Below are 26363 nucleotides of genomic sequence, written 5' to 3'. Positions count from 1 at the left end.
CTCGGATACGGAAAAAGAAAGTACTGTTGAATTCTATCCGTCACGTGCACGTTAATTAAAGGAGTTGGCTTGTCTAGCGGCCTTAGCCCCCAGAAGCCGTTCAAACGACCCCCACAGGTGGTCACCGGAATCATATTCCTCATCGCCCTCGTCATCTTTGTGGGACCGATCCTCGTCGGCTACTACACCGACTGGCTGTGGTTCTCCGAGGTGGACTTCCGAGGTGTGTTCACCCGCGTCCTGGTAACCCGGATCGTCCTGTTCCTGGTGTTCGGGGTGATCGCGGCCGCCATCGTGTGGCTCGCCGGGTACCTGGCGTTCAGGTACCGCCCGGAGGACATGGACGACGTCTTCGGTTTTGAACCGGACAACCCGATCCGCGCGTACCGCGCCGCGATCGAGCAGTCCCTCAAGCGCGTCATGCTCGGCGTCCCGATCTTCATCGGCATCCTCGCGGGCATCGTCGGACAGGCGAACTGGACCACCGTCTCCCTGTTCCTCAACGGATCCGACTTCGGGGTCTCCGATCCCCAGTTCGACCGAGACTACGGCTTCTACGCCTTCACCCTCCCGTTGATCCGCCTCGTCGTGGGATCCCTCTCGTCGCTGCTCATCGTCGCCTTCCTCGTGGCACTCGTGGGACACTACCTGCTCGGCGGAATCCGGGTGGGGGCCAACGGGTTCGCGGAGAAGGGGGCAATGTCCAACCCCGCGCGCATCCAGCTCGCGGTCACCGCCGGGCTCTGGATGCTGCTGCGCGTCGTCAGCTACTGGCTCGACCGCTATGACCTGCTGAGTGCACAGCACGGAGGCGGACAGGGCAGTTCCTTCTACGGTGGCTCGTACACCGACATCAACGCCGTCCTCCCCGCCAAAATCCTCCTCATGGTCATCGCCGTCGTCGTCGCCGCGGCGTTCTTCTCCGCGGTGGTCCTCCGGGATCTCCGCATCCCCGCCCTGGCGACCGGACTCATGGTGCTTTCGGCCGTGGTGATCGGGACCGCCTGGCCGCTGGCCATCGAGCAGTTCTCCGTTGCCCCGAACCGCGCGGAGAAGGAGTCGAAGTACATCGCCCGCAACATCGAGGCCACCCGGTACGCCTACGGGGTGACGGACGACGAGGTCACCTACATCTCCAACTGGGGTGCGGAAGGCGCGTCGGAGGAGTCCGTCGCCGATGACGTGGCGACACTGTCGAACATCCGCCTGCTCGACCCGCAGATTCTCTCCGACACGTTCACCCAGCAGCAGCAGCTCAAGAACTTCTACGGTTTCCCGGACAAGCTCAACATCGACCGGTACACCGTCGACGGCGAGCTGCGCGACTACGTCGTCGCCGCGCGTGAGATCGACCCCAACGCCCTGCGTGACAACCAGCGGGACTGGATCAACCGGCACACCGTCTACACCCACGGCAACGGCCTCGTGGCCGCGCCCGCCAACCAGGTCGACGAGGTCGCCCGTGACGTTGGATCCACCCGTGGTGGCTACCCCGTCTACACCGTGAGTGACCTGCAGACCCTGCAGCGCCGCGCGGAGAATGAGGAGGCCGAGAAACTCGGTATCGAGGTGGATGAGCCCCGCGTCTACTTCGGCCCCGTCATCGCCTCCGGCCCCGCCAACAGTGACTACGCCATCGTTGGCGGAACCCTCGACGGCAAGGCCCTCGAGTATGACACCGATGGATCGAGCTACACCTACTCAGGTTCCGGCGGCGTCTCCATCGGCAATATCATCAACCGCACCGCCTTCGCCCTGCGCTACCAGGAGATCAACATGCTCCTGAGTGACCGGATCGACGGCAACTCCAAGATCATCTTCGAACGCGACCCCCGCTCCCGGGTGGAGAAGGTCGCGCCCTGGCTGACCACCGACTCCGCGACGTACCCCACCGTCATCGACGGAAAGATCAAGTGGATCGTCGACGGATACACCACCCTGGCCAGCCTGCCCTACGCGCAGCGCACCACGCTGACCGAGGTCACCCGCGATTCGCTGAACGCCAGCGGCACCAACCAGCGCCTGCTCACCGATCAGGTTGGCTATATCCGCAACTCGGTGAAGGCCGTCGTCGATGCGTACGACGGATCCGTCGAACTCTACGAGTTCGACGAAGAGGATCCGGTACTCAAGGCCTGGGAAGGGGTGTTCCCCGGTACGGTGAAACCGAAGAGCGAGATCTCCGACGCACTCCGGGAGCATCTCCGCTATCCGGAGGACCTGTTCAAGGCGCAGCGCGAGATCATCGCCAAGTACCACGTCGATGATGCCCGGGTGTTCTTCACCTCCGATGACTTCTGGTCCGTGCCCAGCGACCCGAACGCCTCGAAGGGGGTCGCGGGAGTCAACCAGCCCCCGTACTACGTCGTCGCCGCCGACCCCGAGACACGGGACGCCGGTTTCCAGCTGATCACCCCGTTCCGTGGCCTCGAGCGCCAGTTCCTCGCCGCACACATGTCCGTGTCCTCCGACCCGGACAACTTCGGCAAGATCACCGTGCGGGTCCTGCCCACCCAGACCCAGACACTCGGCCCGGCCCAGGCGCAGGACACGATGATGTCCTCCGACCAGGTCGCCCGCGACCGGTCGCTGTGGGAGGGTACGAACGACATCAAGAACGGCAACCTCCTGACCCTGCCGGTCGGCGGGGGAGAGATCCTCTATGTCGAACCGATCTACACCCAGCGCAAGGACCAGGACTCCGCCTTCCCGAAGCTGCTGCGTGTGCTCGTGAACTACAACGGCCAGGTCGGCTACGCCCCGACCATCGCCGAGGCGCTGAGCCAGGTCGGCATTGACCCACGCTCCGCGGCGGACGTCGAGGAAGCGACGGATCTGCCGGACAGCGTGGACAAGACGCCGACCGGCGGCGACTCCGGTGGCGGCGGGGAAGCCACACCGCCGACCGTCGGGGGCGTCCCGGCAGCGGACCTCAACGAGGCCATGGACCGCGTCTCCGAGGCGCTGAAGGGCCTAAACGACGCCAAGAACGCGTCCCACGAGCAGTACGGCCGAGCCCTCGACCGGCTCGACCGTGCGGTCGCCGAGTACCAACGGCTGCAGAACGGTGCCGGCGACGCGGAAGCTCCCGCAGGGGAGTCCGCCGACGCCTGACGGCTGAGAGAAGCGACGAATCCGGCTAACTGGGTTCGCCGCATCTCTCATTTTCGCAGTTCACCGCCCCGATTGGACGTTCACGGGGAAGCTATGTAAAGTAACTCAACGTTGCCAGGGAGCAGACGAAAGAAAGTTTCCCGGCACGGTGTCAGTACGTAGCACCCGACGCGGGGTGGAGCAGCTCGGTAGCTCGCTGGGCTCATAACCCAGAGGTCGTAGGTTCAAATCCTGCCCCCGCTACCACGTACAGAAACCCCCTCTCTCCGGAGAGGGGGTTTTCGCATTTTCAGAGTCGGGGAGCTGAACGCGTCGGGGGAGAAGGTCTTCCAGGGGGATTTTGAAGAAGTCGGCGACCACATATAGGTCGTCCAGAGACCATGTGATCTCCCCTCGAACTTTGCGCCCGGCGGTCGCGGGCGTGACACCTAGCGCTTCCGCTAGCTCTCGCTTTGTGCGGCGAGTTAGGAAGAGAAGCTCGTGAACCTTGATGCCCACACATTCATTTGCGCTATAGCTGCGCCGAGAGAGTTGCGGCGCTTTCGTGATCTGTTGGATGTTGCTCATGTTTCGTAACCTGCACGAGTTGCGCACCTTACGCAATAGGTTGCGCGAGTAACGCTTGACGTAATCTTTAGTGGCCGGCATGGTCACACCCATGGAATTACGTGACACGCAACAAGTTACGTGGCTAACGGTTTCGGAAGCTGCGGAACTTCTGCCAGAACTAGCAAGCGTTCAGTCCAGAACTGGGTGAAGGCTGGCGTCCTGCCAGGGGCAATGAAGCTCCCCAATGGCCAGTGGCGCATCCCTCTCGAGGCGATCCTTCGTGGTGAAGGGGGACCAGCAAATGACTGAGCGCATGAAAAAACCCGCCCCTGCTGGAACAGGGACGGGTAGCAAACGCTACAAGAGCACTCCAATGATGGCTCTGAGCTTAGGTGCATTGAACGCACTTTGCAACACTGAGGACGGGGGGAAGCTGATGGGCTTCGTGGAGATGGGCATCGTGCTCAACAATGTTGAGCTGCAACCTGCTCAGAAGATGATTCTCATGGCTCTGGCTGACCGTGCAGATGCGGCAGGGGTCTGTTGGCCGTCTATCGGCGAGATCGCTCACCGCACTTGCCAGTCGGAGCGCACCGTGTTGCGCCACATCGCAACCCTGAAAGACATGGGTCTGTTGACTTTGCAGCAGAGCCCCTACCGCACAGCCAACGGTGACACGCGCCAGGCCTCGAACGTCTATCACCTGAACCTCGCGGGCATGTTGGCAGGTAGTTTCGATTCCCGCCCAAAGCGAGAAAAGACCAGCTCAAGCCCAGGGTGTCAAACTGTCACCCTGGAATCCGAGTTGGATGAAAAGCTGGAGGTTCATCCAGGGTGTCAATCTGACAGTCTGGGAAATCCCAGGGTGTCAGACTGTGCAATCCCAGGGTGGCAACGGTGTCAGTCGTAGAACCTGTCATAAAGAACTAACCATTCCTGTACCTGTACCTGAGGCCAGCTCATCGAACGGTGAGCCACTTGAGACATCGGCACAGGAACAGGAGCCAGGCTCAGGCGGGGCTGTCGCCCCGGCAGAGGATTCTCCCTCCACCGCCTCCGGCAAGGCTTCGCCTGCCATCCGCGGAGCTTTGCGCACCGCGGCAACCGAGGACGAGTGGGATCGAGTGTTTGCGTGCCTGCCGTCCCGCATGTCCGAGGAGCTACCTCCAGCAAAAATCCCGCAAATTGCCAGCTATCTCGCTGAGCGAATCAACGCAGGATGGCAGCCAGGTCGTATCCGCGCCATCCTCGACCGTCGCGCACTGCCCGACAAAGTCGGGAACATGACTGGCCTGGTCATTGCGCGTTTGCGTGATGATGTTCCGGTCGATGGGGCACCTCCAAGCCGGGACGAGCTGCGCAAGCGTCGGCTTGCCAAGCGAGATGCGGAACTCTCCCAATTCAACAATTGACCCCAGCCTGTCAAAGCTTCTGTCGAGTTGTCCGACCAAGAGCGCGAGGAGGCTGCACGCCGTCGGCGCGAGATGCTGGCTGAGTTCGGCATCAAGTTGGGCGGTAGCAAGGCTGGGGGTGGCAAATGACCGCTGCACGTACTGGCCAGGACGCGGCTGGCTCGCCGATCCTTAACCGGCTGCCGCTGGCCCCAATTCCGCCTATGCGTGGCGCGTTGTGCGCTGACCCGGAAATCCCCAGTGAGCTGTGGGACTGGCAGGGGCCTGACGAGTCTAGGGCACTAGCGGAGGAACGTTACGAGCTTGCTCGTGAGGTGTGCGCCATGTGCCCGATTGCCGCCCGCTGCTTGCAGATTGCCGAGGGTGATCCGATGCCTCGGGCATTTGGGGCGGGAAGCTGTTTCGGCCTCCGCATCGCCGGAAAACGAACACCGGGACACCCACGAAATGTGAGTGCCCCGGCCTTGCAAGGCGGCGGACAAAGCCAACCCGACCGCCAATCCTAGTCACCCGCATAACGCTTGCAACACCTTGGGGTTTCTACCTGGGTGTGCAGGGTCTTGCGAGGATCTGGCAACCGACAACAATCCACACATAGCCCGCAGGTGTTCGCGCACAACGTACCGCCGAGCAGCTGCGGGAGAAGTCAAAGAAGTCGAAAGGGCTTGAATATGAAAAATCTCTCCGCACTTGCACTAGCGACGCTGTCTAGCGTTGCTGTTGCTGCAGTGGTCTCTCCTCAAGCGGGGGCAGCCGAACGGGTTGTTCGTGGTCCCCAGTGGGAAGACGAGGCAAGCGTGACCGTCACGGATCGCACGTCGCCGGCTGTCGATTCTGTGGAGCACATTGAGGTCGTCGTTCTGCCGCAGGAGAACCCAGAGCGTGCCAAGCCTACACGCGTGGTGCGCGGCCCGCAGTGGGAAAGCGCCCCGGAGGCAGGGACTGCTGCCACCACGACGACCGGTGGTGCGCAGTCGGTGCAGGAGACCACCACAACCACGCCAGAACCTGCTCCGGCACCTGCGGCTCCGGCTGAAGGACAGCCCGTGTCCAACGTCCATGCTGCCGCTGTGTCCCCTCGCTTGGTCAACGCTGTGGCAACCCAGCCCGCACCTACAGCGACCACGACCACCACCGCTGCTGTTGAGGAGTCTGTGGCTGCTCCGCAGGAGTCGGCTGTAAAGGTCAACCAGCCTCAGTGACAGGCACACACCGCACAAACGCGCACGACCGAATCCGGCAGCTTCGTTGAGATGAAGTCCGAGCATGAAGCAGCTAACCCGACCGCCCCGGCTGCTCCGGTAGCACAGGCAGAGATCCCTGAGCTGCAAGCTCCTGTAGAAGGCGGCAAGCGGGCAACTGTGACGATCACCTACCCCGGTGGCGTTGCTGCGGCCAATGCCATCGATAACAACCACGGGCGAGTGGAGGTAGTCACCACGCACACCCGCGGCGGAGCGACCACCACGGACACCTGGGTTTCCCAGGCCACTCATACCACCTGGAATGTGCAGCGTAACGGCCACGAGGTCGTCAATCTGACTGTTCCTGCTGGCTACGGGCAGATTGCAGAAGACCTCGGTGCAAAGGCCGAGGCTGCAGGAATGAATCCGTTTGTCCAGCCCTACGGTCGTCACGCTCTGCGCGTTGGAGGGGTGGACATCGCTGGAGAGCTGAAGCAGGCCTAGAGCCTGGGTTTAAGCCCCAAGCACTTTTTCGACAACGAACAGGCGGACAACATGGCAACTAACTGGTTCGACTGGGCAGATGCCCAACAACGAGCAGCAGACGACAGTCTTAGCGAGCTGATTGAGCCTGCAGAAGCCCCTGAAGCCACCGAACAGGCCGACCACGCACAACCTGCTGCCGCAAATCCGCGCCGTGGACTGCGCTTGCCGCACCGAGTGAAGAAGGCAGCCGATCAACCGGTGGCTGCTGCTGAGCCGGTCGAAGCTGCGGTTGTCGAGGAATCCGAGCCTTCGGCACCTCGTCACTCGCGCAAACTGACCTCCGTCATGGGGGTAACAGCGGCGCTGGCTTTGGCCGCCATGAGCGGTGCAGCGGTGATGAAAATGACCGAAGGAGATACCTCCAGCAAGCTGCTGGTGGCAAGCAACATCGCGGTGCCGTCGACCACTGTGCCCAAGGCAGGCCCACAGCCTGGGGTGGAAGCCATCGACGACGATGCAAAGGTCGCCGTGGCTGGCTCCCACTGTGTACCCGGTGCTGGGGAGACCAAGGTGACAGAAACAGACACCACCCTGCGCGGTGCGCTGGCTGCGTTTGAGCGGGCCTACTTCGACCGCGATGCAGATGCCGTGAAAGCGGCCTTCGATGTGTCCACACCGCTTGCTAGCCGTGATTGGCAGCAGGTGCTGGACAAAACCGTGGTGGATGGCACCCAGTGGTGTCTGCGGATGCAGCCAGTCGATGGTGACCACGTGGATGCTTCTGTGACGGTGACTGACCCCTCTGGGCAGGCATCGACTTACGAGCAGACGGTGACGGCGAGCGAAATCGATGGCAAGTACAAGCTCAAGGACTTCTCCTAGCGGTTGCTTTACCAACCCGAGACGAAAAGACAACCAAAATACCTAGATGAAAGGGCGTTGAACACCATGACACGCACTCCACGCAGGCTGCTGGTATTACCAGTGGCTGCTGCGTGCCTGGCCAGCGTGGTGACACCTGTCGCCATAGCGCAAGACCAAACAGCCTCAAACACCTGCCCGCAGGTGCAGATCGTCGTTGTCCGCTCCCAAGCAGAAGCAAGCGGCCTAGATAATGCTGACTCCGGCTTTCTTGGCGGCATCGTCGCACCCGTGGTGACTGCCGCCAACGACGGGGCGGTGAAAGACCCGACCGCAGGTTTTAGTGCAGCACCGGCGGCGAAGTTCGGTGATGTCGATACCGCAACCAAGGTAGCCGCTGAACAAGGCAATAAGTCCTGGAAGCCGGACGTGTGGGGTGCAAAGCCCAGCACGAACGAAACCGGACTTGAGACAAAGAAAGACTCCTGGAAGCCGGACGTGTGGGGCACTAAGCCCTCCACACAAGCCACTTCCACAGCCACGCCGGTGAAAAAGGCTGACGGGCCTGCAAAGGTGGGGCGCACTTACGTCAACATTGCCACCGGTCGTGCAGGCGCGTTCATTCCTGGAGTTCACTCCGAGACCGTTCCTGACTGGAGGCAAGTCATCCAAGGCGGGGTCGACCACGTCTCTGCGACCTTGGAGGACATCCACACCAAATGCGCTAACACTCGTGTCGCACTGATTGGTGAGGCAGACGGCGCTGCCGTGGTCTCGGAAGTTGCGCGCAACATCGGCAACGGTGAAAGCAACTTCCCGGCAGACTTGGTCTCTGGTGTGGCCACCTTCGCTAACACCGCACGTGCAGAGGGTGAGGGTTTTGTTGCCTCCCGCGCGGATCGACCGCAGGCAGTGCCTGGCACCTCTGGTGCCGCAATGCAGCAAATCTCTGCGGTCAATCCTGCAGGAGCCGCTGGCGGCGGTATCGCAGTTGCCGCTGAGGCGGCAGGGCCACACCGCTCCTACGGCAAGCTGGCTGGTCGGACAGTGAGCTTGTGTGCTGAGGGTGATGCTCGCTGCGCCACCAAAAAGGATGCACTGCTGGTGCGCCTGGCAGCAGCAACTGAGAGGAAGGTTAACTTCCTGGACGACCCGTTGGGATCGCTGCAGCACATCACCGACACACTCGGCCCCGCGGTGCTGCTGGGCACGATGGAGACGCTGGCGCAGGACATCAACTACGGTCCACGTGGTTTTTCGGTCAAGGCAGCAAAAAACGTTGACTCCACCCTGATTGGGCGGATTGTCAGCAACACCGAGCGCAACGTCTCTGACTGCGAGTTCCAGGATCGCCTCATGGCTGCCGCCCAGACTGTTGGCGGCATGGCACTCAACGTCGTGGGTACCGCTGTGGCGAAGTCAGTGACCCCGCAGGCCATTGCCACTGTCGGTGCCGCCTTCCAAGCAGCTGGCCCGCAGGGCGCAGGCGCTGCCGCTTTGGCCGTCTTCGTACCGAACCTGAGTAACGAGGTGTTGAGTGCGTTCAACCCTGAGACGCTCAACACCGCACAGCGCAGGCTCGTGCAGGAGGCCGAGGCTGCCAGGTTGGAAAATACCGATGTTGTCCAAGCAGCTTTGGCCTCTGCCACAACTCGCCAGCAGGCTACCCAGGGCTACCGCTCAACGCGGGTAGGCGAATCGAACACCACCTTTGAGGGCTATGCCAAGCAGTGGCTGACTGCTCAAGCAGCAGATGTCATTGGCCGCGACGGTGGGCAGATGCTCAACACCGTGCTTGCTCAGAACAACCTGCCCCAGGTTCCTCCGGGCGTGTTCAACGCCGAAAACGTCCAAAACACCCTCAATGCCTTCCTGAAGGCCTAGCAGGTGGACACCCTTCACGTCCGAGCTGTTCGGGCGTGAAGTGTCTTATAGGCCGGAAGCTTTGTCAACAACTGACAACCAGGAGAAAGACCAACCCGATGACCACACCACGAATCACCCGCGTGCGTGACCGCTACAAGCTACCGCACGCAACAAAGCCATTGTTTGCAGGTGAGTCCAAAGACGACCTGCCGGCAACGTTTGCCCCCGCCTTTTGGCTCGTTGCAGCACACGGCGGTGCAGGGGTGAGCACCCTGGAGAAGTTCTGGCAACCTGCTGCAGACGCATCACGGATGTGGCCCCAAGATGAGGACTCAACCGCCTGTGTGGTCGTAGCTCGCTCTACCAAAGCCGGACTGGAAGCAGCAGCTCAAACCATTCTCAATGACACCGGCAGTGCCGAGATTATCGGCCTAGTGGTCGTGGCAGATGTGCCGGGCAAACTGCCCAAAGACCTCGCCCACAAGCTGCGCATGTTCGACGAGCAACTGCCCGTCTGGCGCATCGACTACCTGCCGAAACTTCGGCTTGTCGACGAAGAACAGCTGGCCTGCTGGCGGCCAGGCGATGCCATCGACACCTCCCGAAGAGCAAAAAAGCTGGGACTAGACGAACAAGTCCCAGCCCAGGTAGCCCGCGTAGGGGAGGAGATCTTCGCCGCCGTGCGGGAACGCCGCAATCAAACCTCGGCAGATGCCGACTAACCCCCAACCACTCTCACAAGGATGTGCTGTGCGCATCGGAGATGCCAGAGGCATTGCGCCTCATTCGCACCGCACGCCCTACCCACGCCCAATACCGGCAAGTCCACCCTGATGTCGCTCCATCGTGCACCAGCTCCCTACTGGTCGTCACCGGCGACGACCTGGCCATCGTTGACGGAATCATCAGCCAAATCCTGGCCGTCCTCAGCCCCCGCGCACGCCTGCGGCTGGTGCGGCTGACTGGTCGCCAGCACCTAGGGCTTCTGCAGGCATCGTGTCTGCCGGTCTACGGCTGGCAGAGCCAAAAGACCTTTACCCGAACCACCAAAGCAGGAGTTACAGTATGAGCACCGCTTTTAGCACTGTCGATGTCGCCGCCATGCACCAGATGCACCAAGACATCACCGCGGGCAACGCCGAGGCACCCGCCTGGTACACCAAACAGGGACGCAACTACCGCAAGTGGGTGAAAGAAAACACCCGCGAAATCGCCCGCGTCGAGCGCATGGCCTCCATCGCTGATGGTGTCCAACCCACCGCTCACGAAAATGTTTTCTCGAACCCCAAGCCGCGTGGCTACACCGGCAAATGGTCAGGCGAGGCCGCTGTGGTCTCAGGCCCCAAAGAATGGCAGACCACCACCAACCTCTCTGGCGGTTTTAACCCCAACGTGGTCGGCGCTCCGGCACCAGTGATTGGCACCCCTTGGGCGAGCACGTCATCACCGGTGCTGAAATCGCCTGCGATCCCCTGTCGTGGTTTCGCGAAGGCATCATCGCCAACCCCTTCTGCTTCGTACTGTCACTGCCCGGCCTTGGTAAATCCACTCTGATTCGCAAAATGCTCATGGGTGATGTCGCTCAAGGCCACATCCCGATCATCGCTGGAGACATCAAGGCTGAATATGTCGGCTTCGTTCACCAGGTTGGTGGCCAGGTCGTTACCATCGGCCACGGCGCAGGCACACTCAACCCATTGGACGTGGGCGCACTGGGGCGTGTTATCCCACAGCTGGAAGCCAAAGTCACTCAGCTCCGGGCAGACGGCGATACGGACAAGTGCGAGGAGATGGAGGCCTTGCTTGAACGTGCTCGCGAGCACGTTCATGGCCGCCAGGTCAACGTGGTCTCCCTGGGGCGCGGTGAGCCGATCCGCGACTGGGAATCCATGCTCGTCTCGGTCGCACTGCCCGAAATTTACGAGTCCGAGACCATCGACTGGGATAACCCCCCAGTGTTGGCAGAACTGATTGACTACCTCCAGGCAGGCTCTGAGCAGCTGATGGATAAGGGGCGTGCCCGCGACAAGCACGAGTGGGATTTGCGTATCGATGACCTGATGCTCAGCCTGAACTCCCTGTTGGATGGCCCTACTGGACGTATTTTCGCAGGACAGACCTCCACACCGATTCGCGTTGATGCCACCGCAGTGTGCATTGATGTCTCCGCCATCGACCGTGGCGATAAGGCCATGAAAAGCAGCTGTGATGATGGCATGCTGGTCGGCAGCGTTCGGTGCGATTGAGGCAGCGCACATGCTCGCAGACGCTGGCCTTGCCCCGCAGAAGTACTTTTCAGCCACCTTGGACGAGTTGTGGCAGGTGCTGGCAGCAGCACCCGGCATGGTCGCCCAGGTTGACGCATTGACCCGTCTGAACCGCTCGGACGCCACGGTGCTGAACATGATTACGCACACCTTCAAGGACTTGGAGGCGCTGCCGAGCATTGAGGACCAGAAGACCGCCATGGGCTTTATTGAGCGTGCAGGCATGGTCATTTGTGGTGGCCTGCCTGCCTCGGAGCTGTCGATTCTGTCGGACAAATTGGAGTTTTCACCCGCTGAGGCAGCCATGGTGGTCGGCTGGTCGCGGTGCGCGCACCCCAAGCGTGCGCGCACCAAAGGCTCACGCGCGGTGCCGGTGGGTCGAGGACAGTTCATGATTAAACCCTCCAAAGACGGCTCACCAGGCATTCCAGGTCGCACGATCCTGACCCCAACGGAAATTGAATACCGCCTACACGACACGAATATGCACTTTGATGACTTCTTCAATCTGGGTGAGGAGACAGCGGTATGAGCGGCGGGAAGATCATCGACCCGCGCGTGAAGAACCGCGCGGTCACCGAGTTTGTCGACACCTGGCAGGACTACCGCTCTGTGACGGTTGCGTGCGGTGAAATCGCTGCCTCTCACGGCATGAGTCGGGCAACCCTTTTTGCTGAACTGCGTGAACGAGGCCAGTGGCCTGCGGCTCGGGTGGGTGATTTGGCATTGGAGAACAAACGACTGCGCAAACAGGTTCAGATGCTCGAAACACAGCTCGCAGAAGGGCAGAAGTAAATCCTATGCCGTTTTTTAGTGGTTCACGGAAGAAACTCTGGGTCTTCCTGCTGGCCCTGGTGCTGTTTTTGGTGATCTTTGTCGTGGTGCTCGGTAGTGGTGAGGACAAGTGCGAAAAGCCTGCAGGCTCGCGTTCACGCGGGTCGGCGGCATCTGCCTCGGTTAACGCCGATGGTCTGGCATATCCGATTGACCCGGCAACGCCGATGTCTTCCGGGTATGGCCCCCGTGATGGTGGTTTTCACTACGGTGTGGACTTGGCTGGCCCGCATGGCACGCCGATCTACGCGTACGCCGACGGAGTAGTGAAATATGCTTAGGACACCGGTGTGCAGGGATTTGGGGGCTGGGTGGTCATCGACCACAGCAAAGACGGCCATCAGTTCTCCACCGTCTACGGCCACATCGACCCTGGTCACGTCTATGTGGCACCTGGTCAATAAGTCCGCGCTGGCGATCACATCGCAGATGAGGGAAACTCCGGTATTTCTTCTGGCCCGCACCTCCACTTCGAGGTGCACCCCGGCACCTGGACTTCCTCGACTGGCGGCATCGACCCGACCGCATGGCTTGAAAAAGCTAAGGGCGGGGAGGCCAGCAATCAGTCCCAGCATGATAGTGACCGTGAGCATGTCAGCATCGACCCCGGTGATGGCAGCGCTGTCGCGGAAATCGACGACGAGAACTGGGTGGAGACTCCCTCTGGAGTCCAAGGATTTGACGGCAACGTGCCAGCGATTGGGCCTGGAGATGAGCTACCTCATCCGCGCGAGTTTGGCGTACCTGCTGGAGAAGGTGGTCTTCGCATCGACACAAAGCGCGGTATGCGCATTGCCGCTGCAAAGTTCCACCACTACATCAATAAAGCGGCAGGCTACGGCATCGGTGGAGTCCGGGAAGACCCGTACTATCCCGATCACCCCGGGGGCTTCGCCATTGACATCATGATCGACCACTTCGAGACCGACGGAGGTCAGGCGCACGGAACCGAAATTAAAGATTGGTTCTTCGCACACCGCCATGAGCTAAACATCAAATACATGATCTGGCAGCAGACCTATATTCCTGCCGAGGGTGAAGCCAACAAGATGGCTGATCGAGGAAACCCGAACGAAAATCACTTCAACCACGTGCACATCACCTTCCACGAGTCGCCCTTTGCTAACGGGGACGAGCCGGTCTACATGGTTGAAGACGATGCCGGAGACAGCACTGGGTACACCGTTCGGGGCAATGGTTGCGGCACCCACGGCGGAACTCACCACGACCATGAGCTAGAACCCGGCAGCGTGCCAGAGGAGTTTGTGCGCTGGTTCCAGCTCGGTGCACAGGTCTGTGCTGACGTGGACGCGCCGCTGCTAGCTGCTCACAACAGGAGTCGGGCTTCCAGAAGGGCGCTGTCAGCGGCGCAGGTGCTCTAGGCTACGCCCAGTTCATGCCGGGCACATGGGCATCGTGGGGTTATCCCGTCGATGACGACGGCAACCCCACGGGGTCTGAAGGGGCGGGTGACCCGAATAATCCCGGTGATGCGGTCATGGCACAGGCGTACTTCATGTGTGCCCTGGCTGACCAGCTGCGTGAGCCGTACGAGGCAGGACGACTGACGGGGTTCAACAGTATCCAAGAGGTCATTCTCGCGGCATACAACAGTGGCCCTGGCAACGTGCTCGGGGCGGGAGGAATGCCGAATATCCAGGAGGCACAGGACTACGTGCGCATCATCAGCGGCAACCTGGAAAAGTACCAACAAGCAGTGAAATAACCTGGTAACGAAAAGAAAAGTAAGGAGAAGGGCATGGAGACAACGACCACGAAAGCTCTGAAGGTTCTAGTGGCGGTGCTGGCCGCACTGGTGCTAGCTGGTGGCGTGACGTGGCGTGTGCAGTCGTATCGTGATGCTCATGCTGACCATGCGGGGCACACTCACGACCATGAACACGACCGTGACCACCTTCACGGCGATGAAGACCCACTCGCACCGAGCACAGAGCTTATTCCTGCGGCACAGCAGGCCACTGCGGCACTGTGGGACTTCCAGCCATCCATCGATGCGACACGCCACGATGCCAATGTGCGCGTTGCCTCCCGCTACATGGAAGGAGAGTTAAAAGAAAACCTCGTCAACCCCGGTGAGGGATGGCGAGGGCAGATTCCCTCCGAACGCTGGCAGGCATGGGCACGAAGCGGTGAGCACATCCTCGGCACCTCCGAGTGTGACGACAAAGTAGAGCAGCTCAGCAAAACCCAAGCATAGGTGGACTGCACCGTGCGTCAGTTCGTTGTCACCAAATCCGGCACCAGCATTGGGATGGCGCCGTTCCCCATGCGGGCGCTCATGGAGCAAGGCGAGGATGGTGCATGGTACATGACAAAGATGGAGTACCCGCCAGACGAACACTTCGGAGTGTTCTAACCTTCAATACTGCTGAAAGAATCATCCAAAAACTCTGTCGCGAGCCTGGCAGTCAAGTATTCTTGGTGATATGAGCGCCTGACAGCAAGGTGCCTTGGTGCCAGAAGAACGGATTGCGAAGATGAGAAACAGCTGCGATCAGGACTGTCCGTTGTGGCGGCGTCGTTGCTAGTCGCGGGGCAGTTGTCCTTTGCTCATGCTGTGGCTGAGGAGCCTTCGGCCGCACAAATCCCGGTGGTGGACTCAGCTCTTGCTGGTGAAAAAGCAGAGTCAGAACAATATGATCCTGACTTCTTCCCGGAGGTTGATGGATCGGGTGGGATGAGTCGCCAGGAGGTTGAACAGGCGCAGGAGGAGATGGCTCAGCTGTATTCGAAGGAGCAGCTTGTCAGTGAGGCCAAGAAAACCAGTCGCCGCTCGAAGCGCAGTACTCACTGTGAGCGATTTCTACCAACCAACATTGAGGTCTGTGGTGCGATCCTTCAGAAGTACAAAGAGGTTGGAGGGCCCGTTAGTCAATATCTTTGGCCGGTAGAGCCTATGGCTCAAAACCCTGACGGGCAAGGCTTTCGGCAGCGGTTCCAAAATGGTTTTATCTACTGGCACCCCCAAGCAGGTGCGCACACTGTCTCAACCTATACCGCTGAATATTGGAAACGGCAGGGTTGGGAAGCTGGCTGGATGGGGTATCCCACAACCGATGAGTTCGGTGTCCGTGATGGACAAGGCGCGAAGCAGGTCTTCCAGCATGCCGATGTATATCGCTCACCACTATGGACTATTGCGTCTGTGAAGGGCCGAATTCGTGACAGGTGCAACGAACTCGGTGGAGTAGAAGGCGAACTGGGGTATCCGCTAACGAGTGAGTTGGCGACCCCCGATGGTCGCGGGCGGTACAACACCTTCATGGATGGCGGTATTTACTGGACTCCCGAGCATGATGCCCATGAAGTACTCGGTGCAATGTACATGTACTGGGGCGTGAAAGGGGTCGAGGCGGGTGAGCTGGGCTATCCGGTATCATCACCGGCTGATTCTTTCGGCCCGGTGCAAGAGTTTGAGCGTGGCCGCGTTGACCTCTATCAGAAGTTTGCAGATGCGCCGACTCAGGTACGTGACGGTAAAGAGTACAACGGTCTAGTGCTTGAGATCACTGATGCCATGGGGAATCTTTCGAACCTTGGCTGGCGGTACCCGAAGAATGGGCGGGATGATAAAGATACGCGAGTTCTTGACTACGGTGGGTTCCTGATTCCCGATCGGTATAAGACCCTTATCGATAATAAGAGTACGGTTTCTAAGTCTCTTCGTGATTACTGCACGAAGTCTCCAGACGACGGTGTGGAATCCCTTGGAGAGAATATTTCCTTTAAGGGGATCTGTGCACGTCATGACATTTGCTACTACGACAGCGAGTCAGAGAAGCAGGGGTGGGTAAGTAAACGCAAGTGCGATCACGACTTGTTCAATAATCTCTATGATCAGTGCACTAACGTTTCGATGAGTATTTCCCACCAGCGACTCTGTCACGGAAACGCCAGGGTGTATTACTCTGCGGTTGTAGCAGCACACAGGTGGGATCAGTATGTCCAATGCGGAGATGTTTACACAGTTGACCAATCCTATTGTGGCCGCCCTAAGCGATACTGAGTTGGATCTGATCGATTCCGCTAGTGCGGTATTGACGGTTCTTGCAGATCCAGTCGAGGAGATATTTTATGGAAAGAGCCTTTGAGAGTAGCGGCTCGCTGCATACTCGATCCCGTTCAAATAGGGTGCCGAGGTATGCACGTGTGAACATCGTGGGGTTGGTGGGGTTGCTGGGCGTGGTTATTATGTTCACCAACTCGCTGCCGCCCGAACTGCAACTGCCCGCAGGATGGTGGGGTGCACTGCCGATGGCCGATTCTTACGTTGTTAGCACTTACGGTTTGTCGGCTGCAGGAGGCTTGGCGATCGCCGGTGTCATGGCCCGGTGGACTTATTGGCTTTCCGATCAGGCGCAGCGTAAGACGCAAGTGATTGTTGGTGTGGTCGCGTGGATTGCCGCCACTGTGATTGCCGTGGCCCATGTTCGGTGGGCTGCCAGCTTCGGATTCGAGCCGGTTCAGCGGGATTATGCGGGAACTCACGAGTACTGGTTGATGTATGGGGCGGCGAATGCTGTCTGTATCGGCGTACTGTGGGGAGTATGGGCGCGGCAGCGTGTTATCCCCGCTTTGCTAGCGTGCAGTGCTTCTGCAATGGTTGTCGGTATTGCTGTTGCGGTGCTCGGCGTGGATGCGCCCACTGCTTCGAGTGCGAGTGTGCCGTTAGTCTTCGGTCTCGGCCCTGTTTTTGTCCAGGTGCTGGTGCCACTGGTGCTGGCAGGTGTGGTGTTTGCTGTGGGCTACGTTGCCCGTAGCGCTCGGCACGGCCAACTGCTCGCGTGGGGTGCACTGGCGGTAGGACTTGTGCTCTGGCTGGTTGCCGGGATTATCCGTCCAGGTGCTTTCCCGTCGGGCGTATGGCGTATTGAGAACTTCGCTGGTGCGCATACAGATTTGTCTGCTGTCTCTACAGCGCCCGTGTGGGCACCCGTGGAGTGGCTGGCAGTCATCGCGGTGGGCTTGATGCTTGCGGGGCCAGTGGTCGCTCAAGAGCTTGCGCGGTTAGATCGGCGGGTCTGGATTCACTCGGTCGCGGCTCGGTTGAGGGTTGAACGTCAAGTTAGCCGATAAATTCCTGTCTGCCGCATTTGGGGGAATGTGAAGGGTCTTGCGAGGATTCGCAAGACCCTTCAGTCTGTGCAGTGCCAATATCGACCGACCAACCCTTGAAAGGGGTTTTCACATGGCACTGTCAGCCAAAGACAAAGAACGCTGGGAGGAGATCGACTCCATCATCGCCGAGTACAAAGCCACTCTGAAGGTGGCAGAAGACCACGAAGTCCTGAAAGCCTTCGCGAAGCAGCAGGGGTGGGACAACGGGCCAGACTTCGGCAAGTTCAAGCACTCCCTAAAACGTATCGGGGTCAACTACGACCAGCTACGCGAAGACACGTTCGCCGCACGCGACGCGGAAAAAGCCGAAGCGCTGGCAGATATCGCCCATGATGCACCCATCGTCTACTTGTGGGCAGCGGCAGTCGAACAAGACGACAAGGCGGCTTTTGCCATCGTTAGTGAAGACCGCGATGCGCTCTGGTACGGCAATTTCTTTGATGATGACCGCATCCGCGTTACGGGTGATGTCGTCACCGCTGAGCAATCAGTAGCCGATAAGGCTGTGTGGCTGGCCTCGAAGGCGCTTGCAGCCGCAGGGGTGGAGACCGGCAGGCTTGAACTGACAACCACCTGCCCGCACCTTGACGAAGACCAACTAGCCGCCGCTGGCGCACGCCTAGGCGTGGCCGTGGATGTCGTGGTTGACCAGGAGGACGACCGTGCGGTGGTCATGGCCGGTGAGCCTGGCTACAAGCGCTGGCAGGACAACGACCTCGAAGAGCTGGTGCTCGTGGTAGACGATGAGTAAACAGGGAGGACGCATCAATGCCCGCAACGCGGGCAAATCAGTCGCAGACCCACGCACCATCTTGGGGTTTTTCATCCTCGGGTTGGTGTTTCTGGCAGTTGTGGCCGTCAACGTCGGTGTGAGAGTCTCTCAGACCATCACTGGGGTACCAGAGGAGATTCCAGCCAATCCCATGCAGGTGCTGTTCATGGTGGCTGCTGGAAAACTCGAGCTCACTACTCCTGCGATTGTCACCTCGATTGCTATTGCAGCTATTGCAGCATCTACGGCGATCATCGTCGCACTCCAACGCACCGCAAAATCAAAGCTTGTGGTGGACACTGCAGCAAAGCACCTGGCCTCGTCAAGTGACATCAAGTCGCTGAGTAAAGACGCGGCGGCAGTCAAGACTGAGAAATGGCTGCCTGCGGAGCTGGCGCCGGATTACCCTGGCCTGCGCATGGGCAAAGTACCTGGCACCACCACGGGGCTGTATTCCACGTGGGAAGACCTCTACCTGGTGATTTTTGGCCCTCGCATGGGTAAAACGACCTCCCAGGTCATCCCAGCCATTGTCGACGCGCCAGCAAAACCCCTCTCCTTCTGGAGAGGGGTTTCTTGTGTTCAGTCCCCAAAAGCTGAAGATTAGATATCGCTATAACCCTGGGTAATGATAGGTCAGATTCTTCGCTTGGAGATTCAGGATGTGTGTCGTGGACGATGAAGATGGTCAATCTGCTGGGATTGTGAAGCCTGCGCGGCCACGGGATCTGCCCATGTATGCGCGCCTGAATGTCATGGGACTGGTGGGTCTCGTCGCTCTCTGGATGGTGTTCTTGGGTGATCTTCCGGTCGAGCTTGCCTTGCTTGCAGGCTGGTGAGGGGCGCTGCCGATGGGGGACGGCTTCATCGTGAGAACATACGGTCTGTCGGCGGCAGGGGGCTGGCCATCGTTGGTGTTGTCGCGCCTTTGAGCCATGCGGCAACGTGGCGTATCCCCGGGGTCGCTCAGCAGATCGTGGGAGTGATCGCGTGGATCGCCGCCACGGTCATGGGAAGCTTGGGCTGGGTGACGCCCGTCGGGTGATCGCTGTTGCCGCTGTTCGGGGGCGCCGTCAGGTATTTGTGGCCTGGGTTCCGCCGCGGATTTCGACGGGGAAATGACAGGCGATGTTCCGCCGGAGCTGTGGAACGGAATCACCCCGCGATGAGGAGGTGTCTGGCACGGTCCCTGTGGGCCGACTGTGGTCATGTCGGCACCAGGGCGGCGATGCGTCCGTCTACGCGGGGGGAACAGAACTTTGCTTGCCCCGGAAAATAGCTGAGGCTAACCTTCGCCCTATGACGCAGACGTGCGGCCCCGACGCCGATGACACCGCAGGCTCCCCCGACACGGCGCACTACCCACCGCCCGGCACCTCCGTCGGCGTCCTGATCGGGAGACAGAAGCCACGGCTGATCGCCAGTGGAGTGCTCTCCGTGTTCGGGGCTTTCGCCGGGCTCGTGCCTTACCTCGTCATCTATTTCCTCGCCCGGGATCTTCTCGTGGGGGAGCAGCAGACCGACAACGTCTCCTTCCTCGTCGCAGTCGCGGCCGCCGGGGTTGTCGGCAAAGCACTGTTGCGGATGGCGGCGAACAACGTCGCGCACGTCGCCGCCTACCGGGCGCTCGCCGACATCCGTCTCGCGCTGGCGGAGAGGTTGGCCCGGATGCCACTCGCCCGGGCGCAGGCGCGCAGCAGTGGGGAAGTGAAGAAAGTGTTCCAGGATGACGTCGAGCAACTGGAACTCGGGCTCTCCCACGCGATCCCCGACATCGCGGCATCGGTAACCGTCCCGGTCACCACGCTGATCATCATGTTCGTCATCGACTGGCGCATGGCCCTCGCAGCCCTCGCCGTGGTCCTGGGCGTCGTCGGATGTGTCGCTCTCGCCGTGACCGCGTCGAAGGACCTGATGGAACGCGAATCGGACGTGAAGAAGCGGCTCAATGTCGAGGCGGTCTCCTTCGTCCGGGGTATCCGGGTGATCCGTGGCTTCGTCGGTTCGACGTTCCTCTTCGACGGCATCCGGGATGCGATCGTCGCCAGCGAGGACATTGAGCTGGACAAGACCGAGCGCGGACGGGTGGGCGCTGCGGGTGCCGCCACACTCGTCGCGATCAGCATCATCGTCATCCTGCCGCTCGGACTGTGGCTGTACCACTCGGGTTCGCTGGAACCCCAGGACTTCGTGTTCTTCATCCTCGTCGGTGTCGGTTTCGCCCAGCCGTTGATGTCGCTGACACTGTCGGCGGCTGTTCTCCAGTACCAGATCGAGGCGGGGCTGAAGAACATCTCTGGGTTCCTGGAAGAACCAGACCTACCGGTGCCACCGACCCCCGCCACCCGGGACGGCTCGCGCATCGAGCTCCGTGGTGCGCGCGTCACCTACGGGGAGACGGACGTCGTGAAGGACATCGACCTCGTCATCGAACCCGGTGAACGGGTCGCGGTGATCGGTGGATCAGGGGCCGGAAAATCAACGCTGCTCCGCATTATCGCGAGGTTCATCGACGTCAGCGCCGGAAAGGTCACGTTCGGCGGAACCGACGTCCGCGAGCTTGACCCGGCGGAACTCTCCAGGGCGATCGCCTTCGTCCAGCAGGACGATTACATCTTCAACGACTCCGTCCTGGAGAACATCCGGCTCGCCCGTCCGGACGCGACGGATGAGGAGGTCAAGTCGGCCGGCAGGCGGGCACGGGTCACCGAGTTCATCGACGAACTCGACCGTGGGTGGGACACCGTGCTCGGCGCTGCGGGGGCGAATCTGTCGGGTGGGCAGCGGCAGCGGATCTCCATCGCCCGCGCGTTGCTGGCCGACTCCCCGGTGGTGATGCTCGACGAGGTCACCGCATCACTCGACGCCACCAACGAACGGTCGGTGGTGGCGGCGCTGGCGGAACTGCAGCAGGGGCGAACGGTCATCACCGTCGCGCACCGTCTCGGGTCACTGACCGGATACGACCGTATCCTCGTCATGGACGACGGTCGGATCGTCGCCGACGGTGACCATGAGAACCTGTCTACGTCCTCCGAGACGTATCGCCGTCTCTGGCGGGACTTCGTCGCCGTCGACAACTGGGGGATGCAGGCGGGTGACGGGCATCCGGCCGCCGCCCCGGCGTCCCCACCGGTCGCCCGCGCCGCAGAAACCACTCTCGACGGTGGATTCGCCGACCACACCCCGCCGGTCCGTAACCTGACCGGTCTCAGCCCCGTCGGCCAGTGGTTCGCGATGCTCGGCACCCACCGGGGACAATTGTGGCGGGCGGGACTCTGGCGCCTGCTGCTGGAAGGGTTCTTCACCTCGGCGCCGATGATCGTTGTGTTCTTCAGCCTGCTCAGGGTTCTGGATCAGACACTCACCACCAGTGATGTCCTGGCTCTGACAGGTGGGCTCATCCTGATCTTCCTCGCCCGACTGACCACCGGGATCGGTGTGGCGAAACACTGGTGGCCGATAGCGTTCCGGGCTATCGCGGACCTGCGGCGCTCCGTTCTCCGACGGTTGACCCGGGCACCGCTCGGGGTCTTCGACCGGATGGACGCGGGCCGGACAACGACACTCATCGTCTCCGAACTCGCCCTCGTCGACTTCATCAACCTTCCCGCGAAGCTCATCATCGCAGTGGTGCAACCGGTCCTCATCACGATCGCCCTGTTCAGCCTGGATTGGCGGCTCGCGGCCGCGGCGCTCATCGGGGTCCCGTTCTTCCTACTCACACTGAAGGTGACTGACCGGGCTCACGAGGCCACCTTCATCGATGTCACCGCCGCGCGTCAGCAAGCCAATTCCGCGCTCCTCGAATTCTGCCGGGGGACAGCGGTGCTCAGGGCCTTCCCGGATGCACCCCAGGCCCAGATCTACCGCAGCCGCGTGGAGGCCCTGCGTAGGGCCAGTGTTCGCATGGCGGTCCGCACGAGCCCGACGACCACCCTCGGCACCATTGCACTGGAGGCCGGGTTCGTTGTGATGCTGTGGCTCGGTGCCACCCTGTTCATCGGAGGGACGGTGAGTGCGACGACCCTGCTGTTGTTCCTCATCCTGGCGCTGAACATGTACCGGCCCTTCCAGGAACTGCTGGAACTCTCCGCCTACCGGCACCAGCAAGAACGCATCGCCCAGAGCCTCGCGGAGGTCTGGGACACCCCGGAGCTACCCGAGCCGGAGAATCCCCGGATACCCGTCGACTCCACCGTCGAGGTCGACGGCGTCACCTTCGGGTACAACGACCGGGACATCCTCCGCGACGTCTCGTTCACCGCGCAACCGGGAACAGTCACCGCCGTCATCGGCCCCTCGGGAGCGGGCAAATCGACGGTGGTGAACCTCGTCGCCCGCTTCTTCGACCCGGGCAGTGGATCCATCCGGATCGGCGGCGTCGATCTGCGGGACATGGACGCCGCGACGCGCCGGGAGACCATCTCCACCGTCTACCAGGATGTCTACCTCTTCCCGGTCTCCATCCGAGATAACCTCACCATCGGTTCCCCGGGAATCACCGATGGTGAGGTGTGGGAGGCACTTGCCCGGGCGGAGGCGTCTGATTTCGTCGCCGTGCTGCCGGATGGGCTGGACACCATTCTCACCGACGGTGGCACGAACCTGTCCGGTGGGCAACGGCAACGACTCTCTATCGCGCGGGCGCTACTGAAGGATTCGCCGGTGCTGCTTCTCGACGAAGCCGTCGCCGCCGTTGACCCAGGTACCGAGCGTCGTATCCAGGCGGCGGTGAACCGGTTGATCAATGGCAGGACCGTACTGGTGATCGCCCACCGGCTGAACACGATCCGCACCGTCGACCAGATCGTCGTTCTCGCCGACGGTCGTGTCGACGGTGCCGGACCACACGAGGAGATCGTCGGGACGAGTCCCGTCTACCGGGAACTGCTCGGGCTTCCGGAACAACCGACGAACACGGCAGGGGCACAGAATGACCATGACCGGAAGTGAAAGCACCCCGTCGGAGGACACGCGTCCTCCGGTGCGCGGGCGGACGTTCCACATGGCGCTGATAGCTTCGCTGTACAGCACCCAGAATCTCAGCCTCGCCATGTTCGCCTACGCGTTCCTGACCATCGCCCAGGCAGGCGGGGTGCCTCTCACCAGGATCGGTGGGGCCAGTGGGCTGGCGACCCTCCTCGTCCTGAAGTTCCTGTGGGCACCCGTCGTGGACAAGTTCGGGTCCGCTAGGTTCGGGCACTACCGGAGCTGGCTCATGGCCATGCAGATCACCCTCGTCGCCGGTTGCGCGCTATTGAGCTTCATCGACCCCGTCGGACAGTTCCCCGTTGCGCTCGTCGTGTTCGGGTTCCTGTTCATCGTGGCGGGCACCCAGGACATCGCGGCCGATGCGACCACAACCCGCCTCCTGTCCGCCGGTGACCGCGGACTGGGCAACGGCTTCCAATCGGCGGGAAGCGCCGTCTCCCAGGTCGTCGGTGGCGGGCTCGTCCTCGTCATCTACGACACCGCCGGATGGCAGGCCGCAGCACTCAGCATCGCCTTCTGGAGCGCGGTCCCGCTTCCGTTCGTCCTCCTGTGGCGGGAACAGCAGAGCACCGCCCAGCTCCCCGAGCCCGGTGTGAACAAGGGCATGATCCGCTCATTCTTCGCGGACCGGGCCCGGCGACAGTGGGCGCTGGTCCACATGCCGCTCTACTTCGCCGGAGTCGCCGTGGCGTACAACCAGGTGCGCCCCATCCTCGTGGCCGCCGACTGGTCGGCCACCCGCATCGGGATCCTCTTCGTGATCTGCGGAAGCCTGTTCGGAATCGTCGCCGGAATAGGCGCCGGAATCCTGACCCGGAAATGGTCACGCCACCATGCGATACGGACCCTGGGGCTGATCCAGGCGACAACGACCCTCGGGGTGGTCCTTCTCGCGCTGGGCATGACTGGCACGTGGGCCGCGACCCTCATCATCGGGATCCTCTACGGAGGCGTGGCCGCCACGATGACCGTGGTGTACACCGTGGCGATGGACCTCACCCGCTACGAATCAGCCGGAACCGACTTCACCGTGTTCAGCACCCTCGCGGCGCTCGTGATGGTCATCTCAGCCGGAGGCGGCATGGCGCTCTCCGGGGTGATCGGTTTCCTGCCCGTCGCCGTGGTCGCCGTGGTCCTGGCCTTCACCGGAGTCGTTGCGGTCATCCGGGGCTGCGGTCCGGTGCTGGAATCGGCTGCCGCTAGACAATCCGCAGCGAACTGAATGCCCCATCGGTGAGCATCGGGACGACACCGGACGCATCCAGATCAGCCGCCACGGTGACGTCCTCACGGAAGCCCATGGCGGCGAGTTCCCGCCCGCCCACGCAATCAGCCAGGAGCGCGGAGAGGTACTCCTGTGACCCGGCGAACAGCCCGGCGGACGCCAGCGCCTCTGGGCTGCACACCCTGATGTTGCGCGGCATGATCAACGCACTGAGAATCGCCCCCGCACCAAGATGATCCTCCAGCGCGGGGCGCAGCGATCCATCCTCCCGCCATCGTTCACCGGCGGCGATGACAGCCACACTCTTTCCCACATCCACCTGCTGCGCCGCCCACCGGCCGACCGCCGTGGCGTTACGCAGACACCCGGCCACGACCATCGCCCCGGTGTCCGCGAGGATCGCGGAGATCGTCGACCCGTTGGGGGAGGGGAGCACGATCCGCGGGACCCGGGTGGCGGTGAGTAACCCGGCCGGGGACAGTGAGATCCCGTGGGTTCCCGGTGCTGTTCCGGCCTCGAGCCGACCCACAGCGAGCACCGCATCATGCTCCGCCGCGAAGTCCGCAGCCCGGTCATCCTTCCACCGGCAGGGGTACACCGTCATACCCCGACCAGCGGCAACAGTCACGGACGTCGAGAAGCTCAGCACATCCACGATGATGTTCACGTCCGCGGCACAGCGCCGCGCGCCCTCCGGCCCCCAGTCCATGCGGATCGCGTAGTCGGCCTGCCCGAAATAGTCACTCATGGGGTCAAGCGTATCGGCACCGCTCGACCGATTGCTCTGGTGCCCGGCCGACGGCGGGTACCGCTGGGCATGATCAGATGCTCGGCGCGTACGGAAAACGATCCGTCTGGAACAACAGGTACTCGATGACATCCGTGGGCAGGTCTTCCCGTTCCCAGTGTTCCCGGACAGCCCGCACGGTGTCCAGATACCAGGAATATTGGGCGACGCTCCAGCCGTCCGTGGTCTTCCAGTCGAGAGCGTTCGCGACCCTGCTGTCGAGAATGAGTGGGTGATGCTCGTCGGACGGGTCAGGGCGGCCAGCGGCGAAGTAGAGGAGTTTGGTGAAGAAAGACGGGCCGAGTTTGTGGATCTTCGCCGCGCCTCCGGTATGGAATGCCCGGTACCCGGCCTCGGCTGATTCCCTACCGGCCTGCAGCCCCGCGAGGAGTCGCCCGGGTGTTTGGGGATCCTTCAAAGGTTGAACTCCCCGGTATATCTGCAGGTTATCCTTCGCGGCGCCCCAGGCGTAGACGGCGACATAGAAGTTCAGCACGTCGGTCTCGGTGCCGTCGCAGATGTTCTCGCCGAGCTCGAAGAGTCGTTTCCTGGTCACCGAGAGGTAGTCGTGACCAGGCTGATCCGTCAGGAACGGTGGTGGCGGGAACGGAACCGGGTCAGGATCCTTGTACCACTGGCCGATCCAGTCGGAGGGCCGGAAGCGTTCCCGCTGTCTCGACACCAGCTCCGCCAACCTCGAGTGATCGGAGCGTTCGTCGTCCGTCCACATCAGTTCCTCGTGGATCTGCTGCTCCGTCGACTCCAGTTTTGTGACCAGATCGTCGAGGTCGGCAGCGGTCAGCTTCATATCTCTCTTCTCTGAATGTCTCATCTGTGAGTCTGTCCAGCCGACGGGGTGTCGCAGGCTGGGA

At 61.4% G+C, this 26363-nt stretch carries 25 protein-coding genes, 1 tRNA gene and 1 pseudogene; 24 read left to right on the top strand and 3 right to left on the bottom strand.

The genetic code is table 11. The features are described 5' to 3' along the window. The first annotated feature begins 69 nt into the window (after nt 1-69). Nucleotides 70-3114 (top strand): UPF0182 family protein, encoded by a 3045-nt coding sequence (locus JDV76_RS11725; RefSeq protein WP_198737085.1) that lies wholly within the window; start codon nt 70-72, stop codon nt 3112-3114. A 169-nt stretch (nt 3115-3283) separates the two neighbouring features. Next, nucleotides 3284-3360: transfer RNA gene (locus JDV76_RS11720), tRNA-Met, on the top strand. Here the strand turns inward: JDV76_RS11720 and JDV76_RS13110 are convergent. Further along, complete coding sequence (locus JDV76_RS13110; RefSeq protein WP_376992956.1) at nt 3355-3681, bottom strand: helix-turn-helix transcriptional regulator; 327 nt, start codon at nt 3679-3681, stop codon at nt 3355-3357. The two genes, JDV76_RS11720 and JDV76_RS13110, sit on opposite strands and share 6 nt — an antisense overlap. Nucleotides 3682-3801: 120 nt before the next feature. On the opposite strand from JDV76_RS13110, the gene JDV76_RS13105 reads away from it, so the two are divergent. From JDV76_RS13105 to JDV76_RS11615, 22 genes and pseudogenes are all read left to right on the top strand, one after another. Then, complete coding sequence (locus JDV76_RS13105; RefSeq protein ID WP_370914355.1) at nt 3802-3972, top strand: helix-turn-helix domain-containing protein; 171 nt, start codon at nt 3802-3804, stop codon at nt 3970-3972. After that, a complete protein-coding gene (locus tag JDV76_RS11710) occupies nt 3965-4573 on the top strand; it encodes a helix-turn-helix domain-containing protein (protein WP_198737083.1) in 609 nt (202 codons plus the stop codon). The genes JDV76_RS13105 and JDV76_RS11710 overlap by 8 nt, the downstream gene beginning before the upstream one ends. 178 nt (nt 4574-4751) lie before the next feature. Further along, nucleotides 4752-5075: a hypothetical protein gene (locus JDV76_RS11705; protein WP_198737082.1), complete on the top strand. Its 324-nt coding sequence runs from the start codon at nt 4752-4754 to the stop codon at nt 5073-5075. Between the two features lie 797 nt (nt 5076-5872). Continuing rightward, a complete protein-coding gene (locus JDV76_RS11700; protein ID WP_198737081.1) occupies nt 5873-6277 on the top strand; it encodes a hypothetical protein in 405 nt (134 codons plus the stop codon). Nucleotides 6278-6436: 159 nt separating this feature from the next. Further along, entirely contained in the window at nt 6437-6763 is a 327-nt protein-coding gene (locus JDV76_RS11695) for a hypothetical protein (protein WP_198737080.1), read from the top strand. A 51-nt stretch (nt 6764-6814) separates the two neighbouring features. Further along, entirely contained in the window at nt 6815-7627 is an 813-nt protein-coding gene (locus tag JDV76_RS11690) for a DUF8176 domain-containing protein (protein WP_198737079.1), read from the top strand. Between the two features lie 66 nt (nt 7628-7693). Continuing rightward, complete coding sequence (locus JDV76_RS11685; protein ID WP_232959396.1) at nt 7694-9490, top strand: cutinase family protein; 1797 nt, start codon at nt 7694-7696, stop codon at nt 9488-9490. Between the two features lie 98 nt (nt 9491-9588). Beyond that, the gene (locus JDV76_RS11680; RefSeq protein ID WP_198737077.1) at nt 9589-10194 is read left to right on the top strand and encodes a DUF6668 family protein; all 606 of its coding nucleotides are present in this window, start codon (nt 9589-9591) and stop codon (nt 10192-10194) included. A gap of 705 nt (nt 10195-10899) precedes the next feature. Then, on the top strand, nt 10900-11718 hold the full coding sequence (locus JDV76_RS12735) for a hypothetical protein (RefSeq protein WP_232959395.1): 819 nt from the start codon (nt 10900-10902) through the stop codon (nt 11716-11718). Between the two features lie 10 nt (nt 11719-11728). Then, on the top strand, nt 11729-12271 hold the full coding sequence (locus JDV76_RS12730) for a hypothetical protein (protein WP_232959394.1): 543 nt from the start codon (nt 11729-11731) through the stop codon (nt 12269-12271). After that, complete coding sequence (locus tag JDV76_RS11670) at nt 12268-12534, top strand: hypothetical protein (protein ID WP_198737076.1); 267 nt, start codon at nt 12268-12270, stop codon at nt 12532-12534. The genes JDV76_RS12730 and JDV76_RS11670 overlap by 4 nt, the downstream gene beginning before the upstream one ends. A gap of 5 nt (nt 12535-12539) precedes the next feature. Beyond that, nucleotides 12540-12854 carry a M23 family metallopeptidase gene (locus JDV76_RS11665; protein ID WP_198737075.1) on the top strand — a complete coding sequence of 105 codons (315 nt, stop codon included), beginning with the start codon at nt 12540-12542 and terminating at the stop codon, nt 12852-12854. A gap of 195 nt (nt 12855-13049) precedes the next feature. Further along, nucleotides 13050-13955 (top strand): VldE C-terminal domain-containing protein, encoded by a 906-nt coding sequence (locus tag JDV76_RS11660; RefSeq protein ID WP_198737074.1) that lies wholly within the window; start codon nt 13050-13052, stop codon nt 13953-13955. A gap of 5 nt (nt 13956-13960) precedes the next feature. After that, nucleotides 13961-14299, top strand: a pseudogene (locus tag JDV76_RS11655) (lysozyme family protein); the annotation flags it as partial. A gap of 33 nt (nt 14300-14332) precedes the next feature. Continuing rightward, on the top strand, nt 14333-14791 hold the full coding sequence (locus JDV76_RS11650) for a hypothetical protein (protein ID WP_198737073.1): 459 nt from the start codon (nt 14333-14335) through the stop codon (nt 14789-14791). A 312-nt stretch (nt 14792-15103) separates the two neighbouring features. After that, nucleotides 15104-16600: a phospholipase A2 gene (locus JDV76_RS11645; protein WP_198737072.1), complete on the top strand. Its 1497-nt coding sequence runs from the start codon at nt 15104-15106 to the stop codon at nt 16598-16600. Nucleotides 16601-16743: 143 nt separating this feature from the next. Then, entirely contained in the window at nt 16744-17670 is a 927-nt protein-coding gene (locus JDV76_RS11640) for a hypothetical protein (RefSeq protein ID WP_198737071.1), read from the top strand. 112 nt (nt 17671-17782) lie between these two features. Beyond that, the gene (locus JDV76_RS11635; RefSeq protein ID WP_198737070.1) at nt 17783-18463 is read left to right on the top strand and encodes a hypothetical protein; all 681 of its coding nucleotides are present in this window, start codon (nt 17783-17785) and stop codon (nt 18461-18463) included. Continuing rightward, entirely contained in the window at nt 18456-19091 is a 636-nt protein-coding gene (locus tag JDV76_RS11630; protein ID WP_198737069.1) for a hypothetical protein, read from the top strand. The genes JDV76_RS11635 and JDV76_RS11630 overlap by 8 nt, the downstream gene beginning before the upstream one ends. A gap of 64 nt (nt 19092-19155) precedes the next feature. Further along, nucleotides 19156-19323: a hypothetical protein gene (locus JDV76_RS11625; RefSeq protein WP_198737068.1), complete on the top strand. Its 168-nt coding sequence runs from the start codon at nt 19156-19158 to the stop codon at nt 19321-19323. 460 nt (nt 19324-19783) lie between these two features. Further along, the gene (locus tag JDV76_RS11620) at nt 19784-23440 is read left to right on the top strand and encodes an ABC transporter ATP-binding protein (RefSeq protein WP_198737067.1); all 3657 of its coding nucleotides are present in this window, start codon (nt 19784-19786) and stop codon (nt 23438-23440) included. Beyond that, complete coding sequence (locus JDV76_RS11615; RefSeq protein ID WP_198737066.1) at nt 23427-24701, top strand: MFS transporter; 1275 nt, start codon at nt 23427-23429, stop codon at nt 24699-24701. The genes JDV76_RS11620 and JDV76_RS11615 overlap by 14 nt, the downstream gene beginning before the upstream one ends. Here the strand turns inward: JDV76_RS11615 and JDV76_RS11610 are convergent. Together JDV76_RS11610 and JDV76_RS11605 are read right to left on the bottom strand one after the other, a co-directional pair. Continuing rightward, complete coding sequence (locus tag JDV76_RS11610; protein ID WP_198737065.1) at nt 24679-25452, bottom strand: 2-phosphosulfolactate phosphatase; 774 nt, start codon at nt 25450-25452, stop codon at nt 24679-24681. The two genes, JDV76_RS11615 and JDV76_RS11610, sit on opposite strands and share 23 nt — an antisense overlap. 73 nt (nt 25453-25525) lie before the next feature. Further along, nucleotides 25526-26299 carry an 8-oxoguanine DNA glycosylase OGG fold protein gene (locus JDV76_RS11605; protein WP_198737064.1) on the bottom strand — a complete coding sequence of 258 codons (774 nt, stop codon included), beginning with the start codon at nt 26297-26299 and terminating at the stop codon, nt 25526-25528. Nucleotides 26300-26363 lie beyond the last annotated feature (64 nt).

It is taken from the genome of Corynebacterium marambiense (genome assembly GCF_016342275.1).
In the GTDB taxonomy this organism is placed as follows: domain Bacteria; phylum Actinomycetota; class Actinomycetes; order Mycobacteriales; family Mycobacteriaceae; genus Corynebacterium; species Corynebacterium marambiense.
This window is presented reverse-complemented; position numbering and strand designations above follow the sequence as displayed.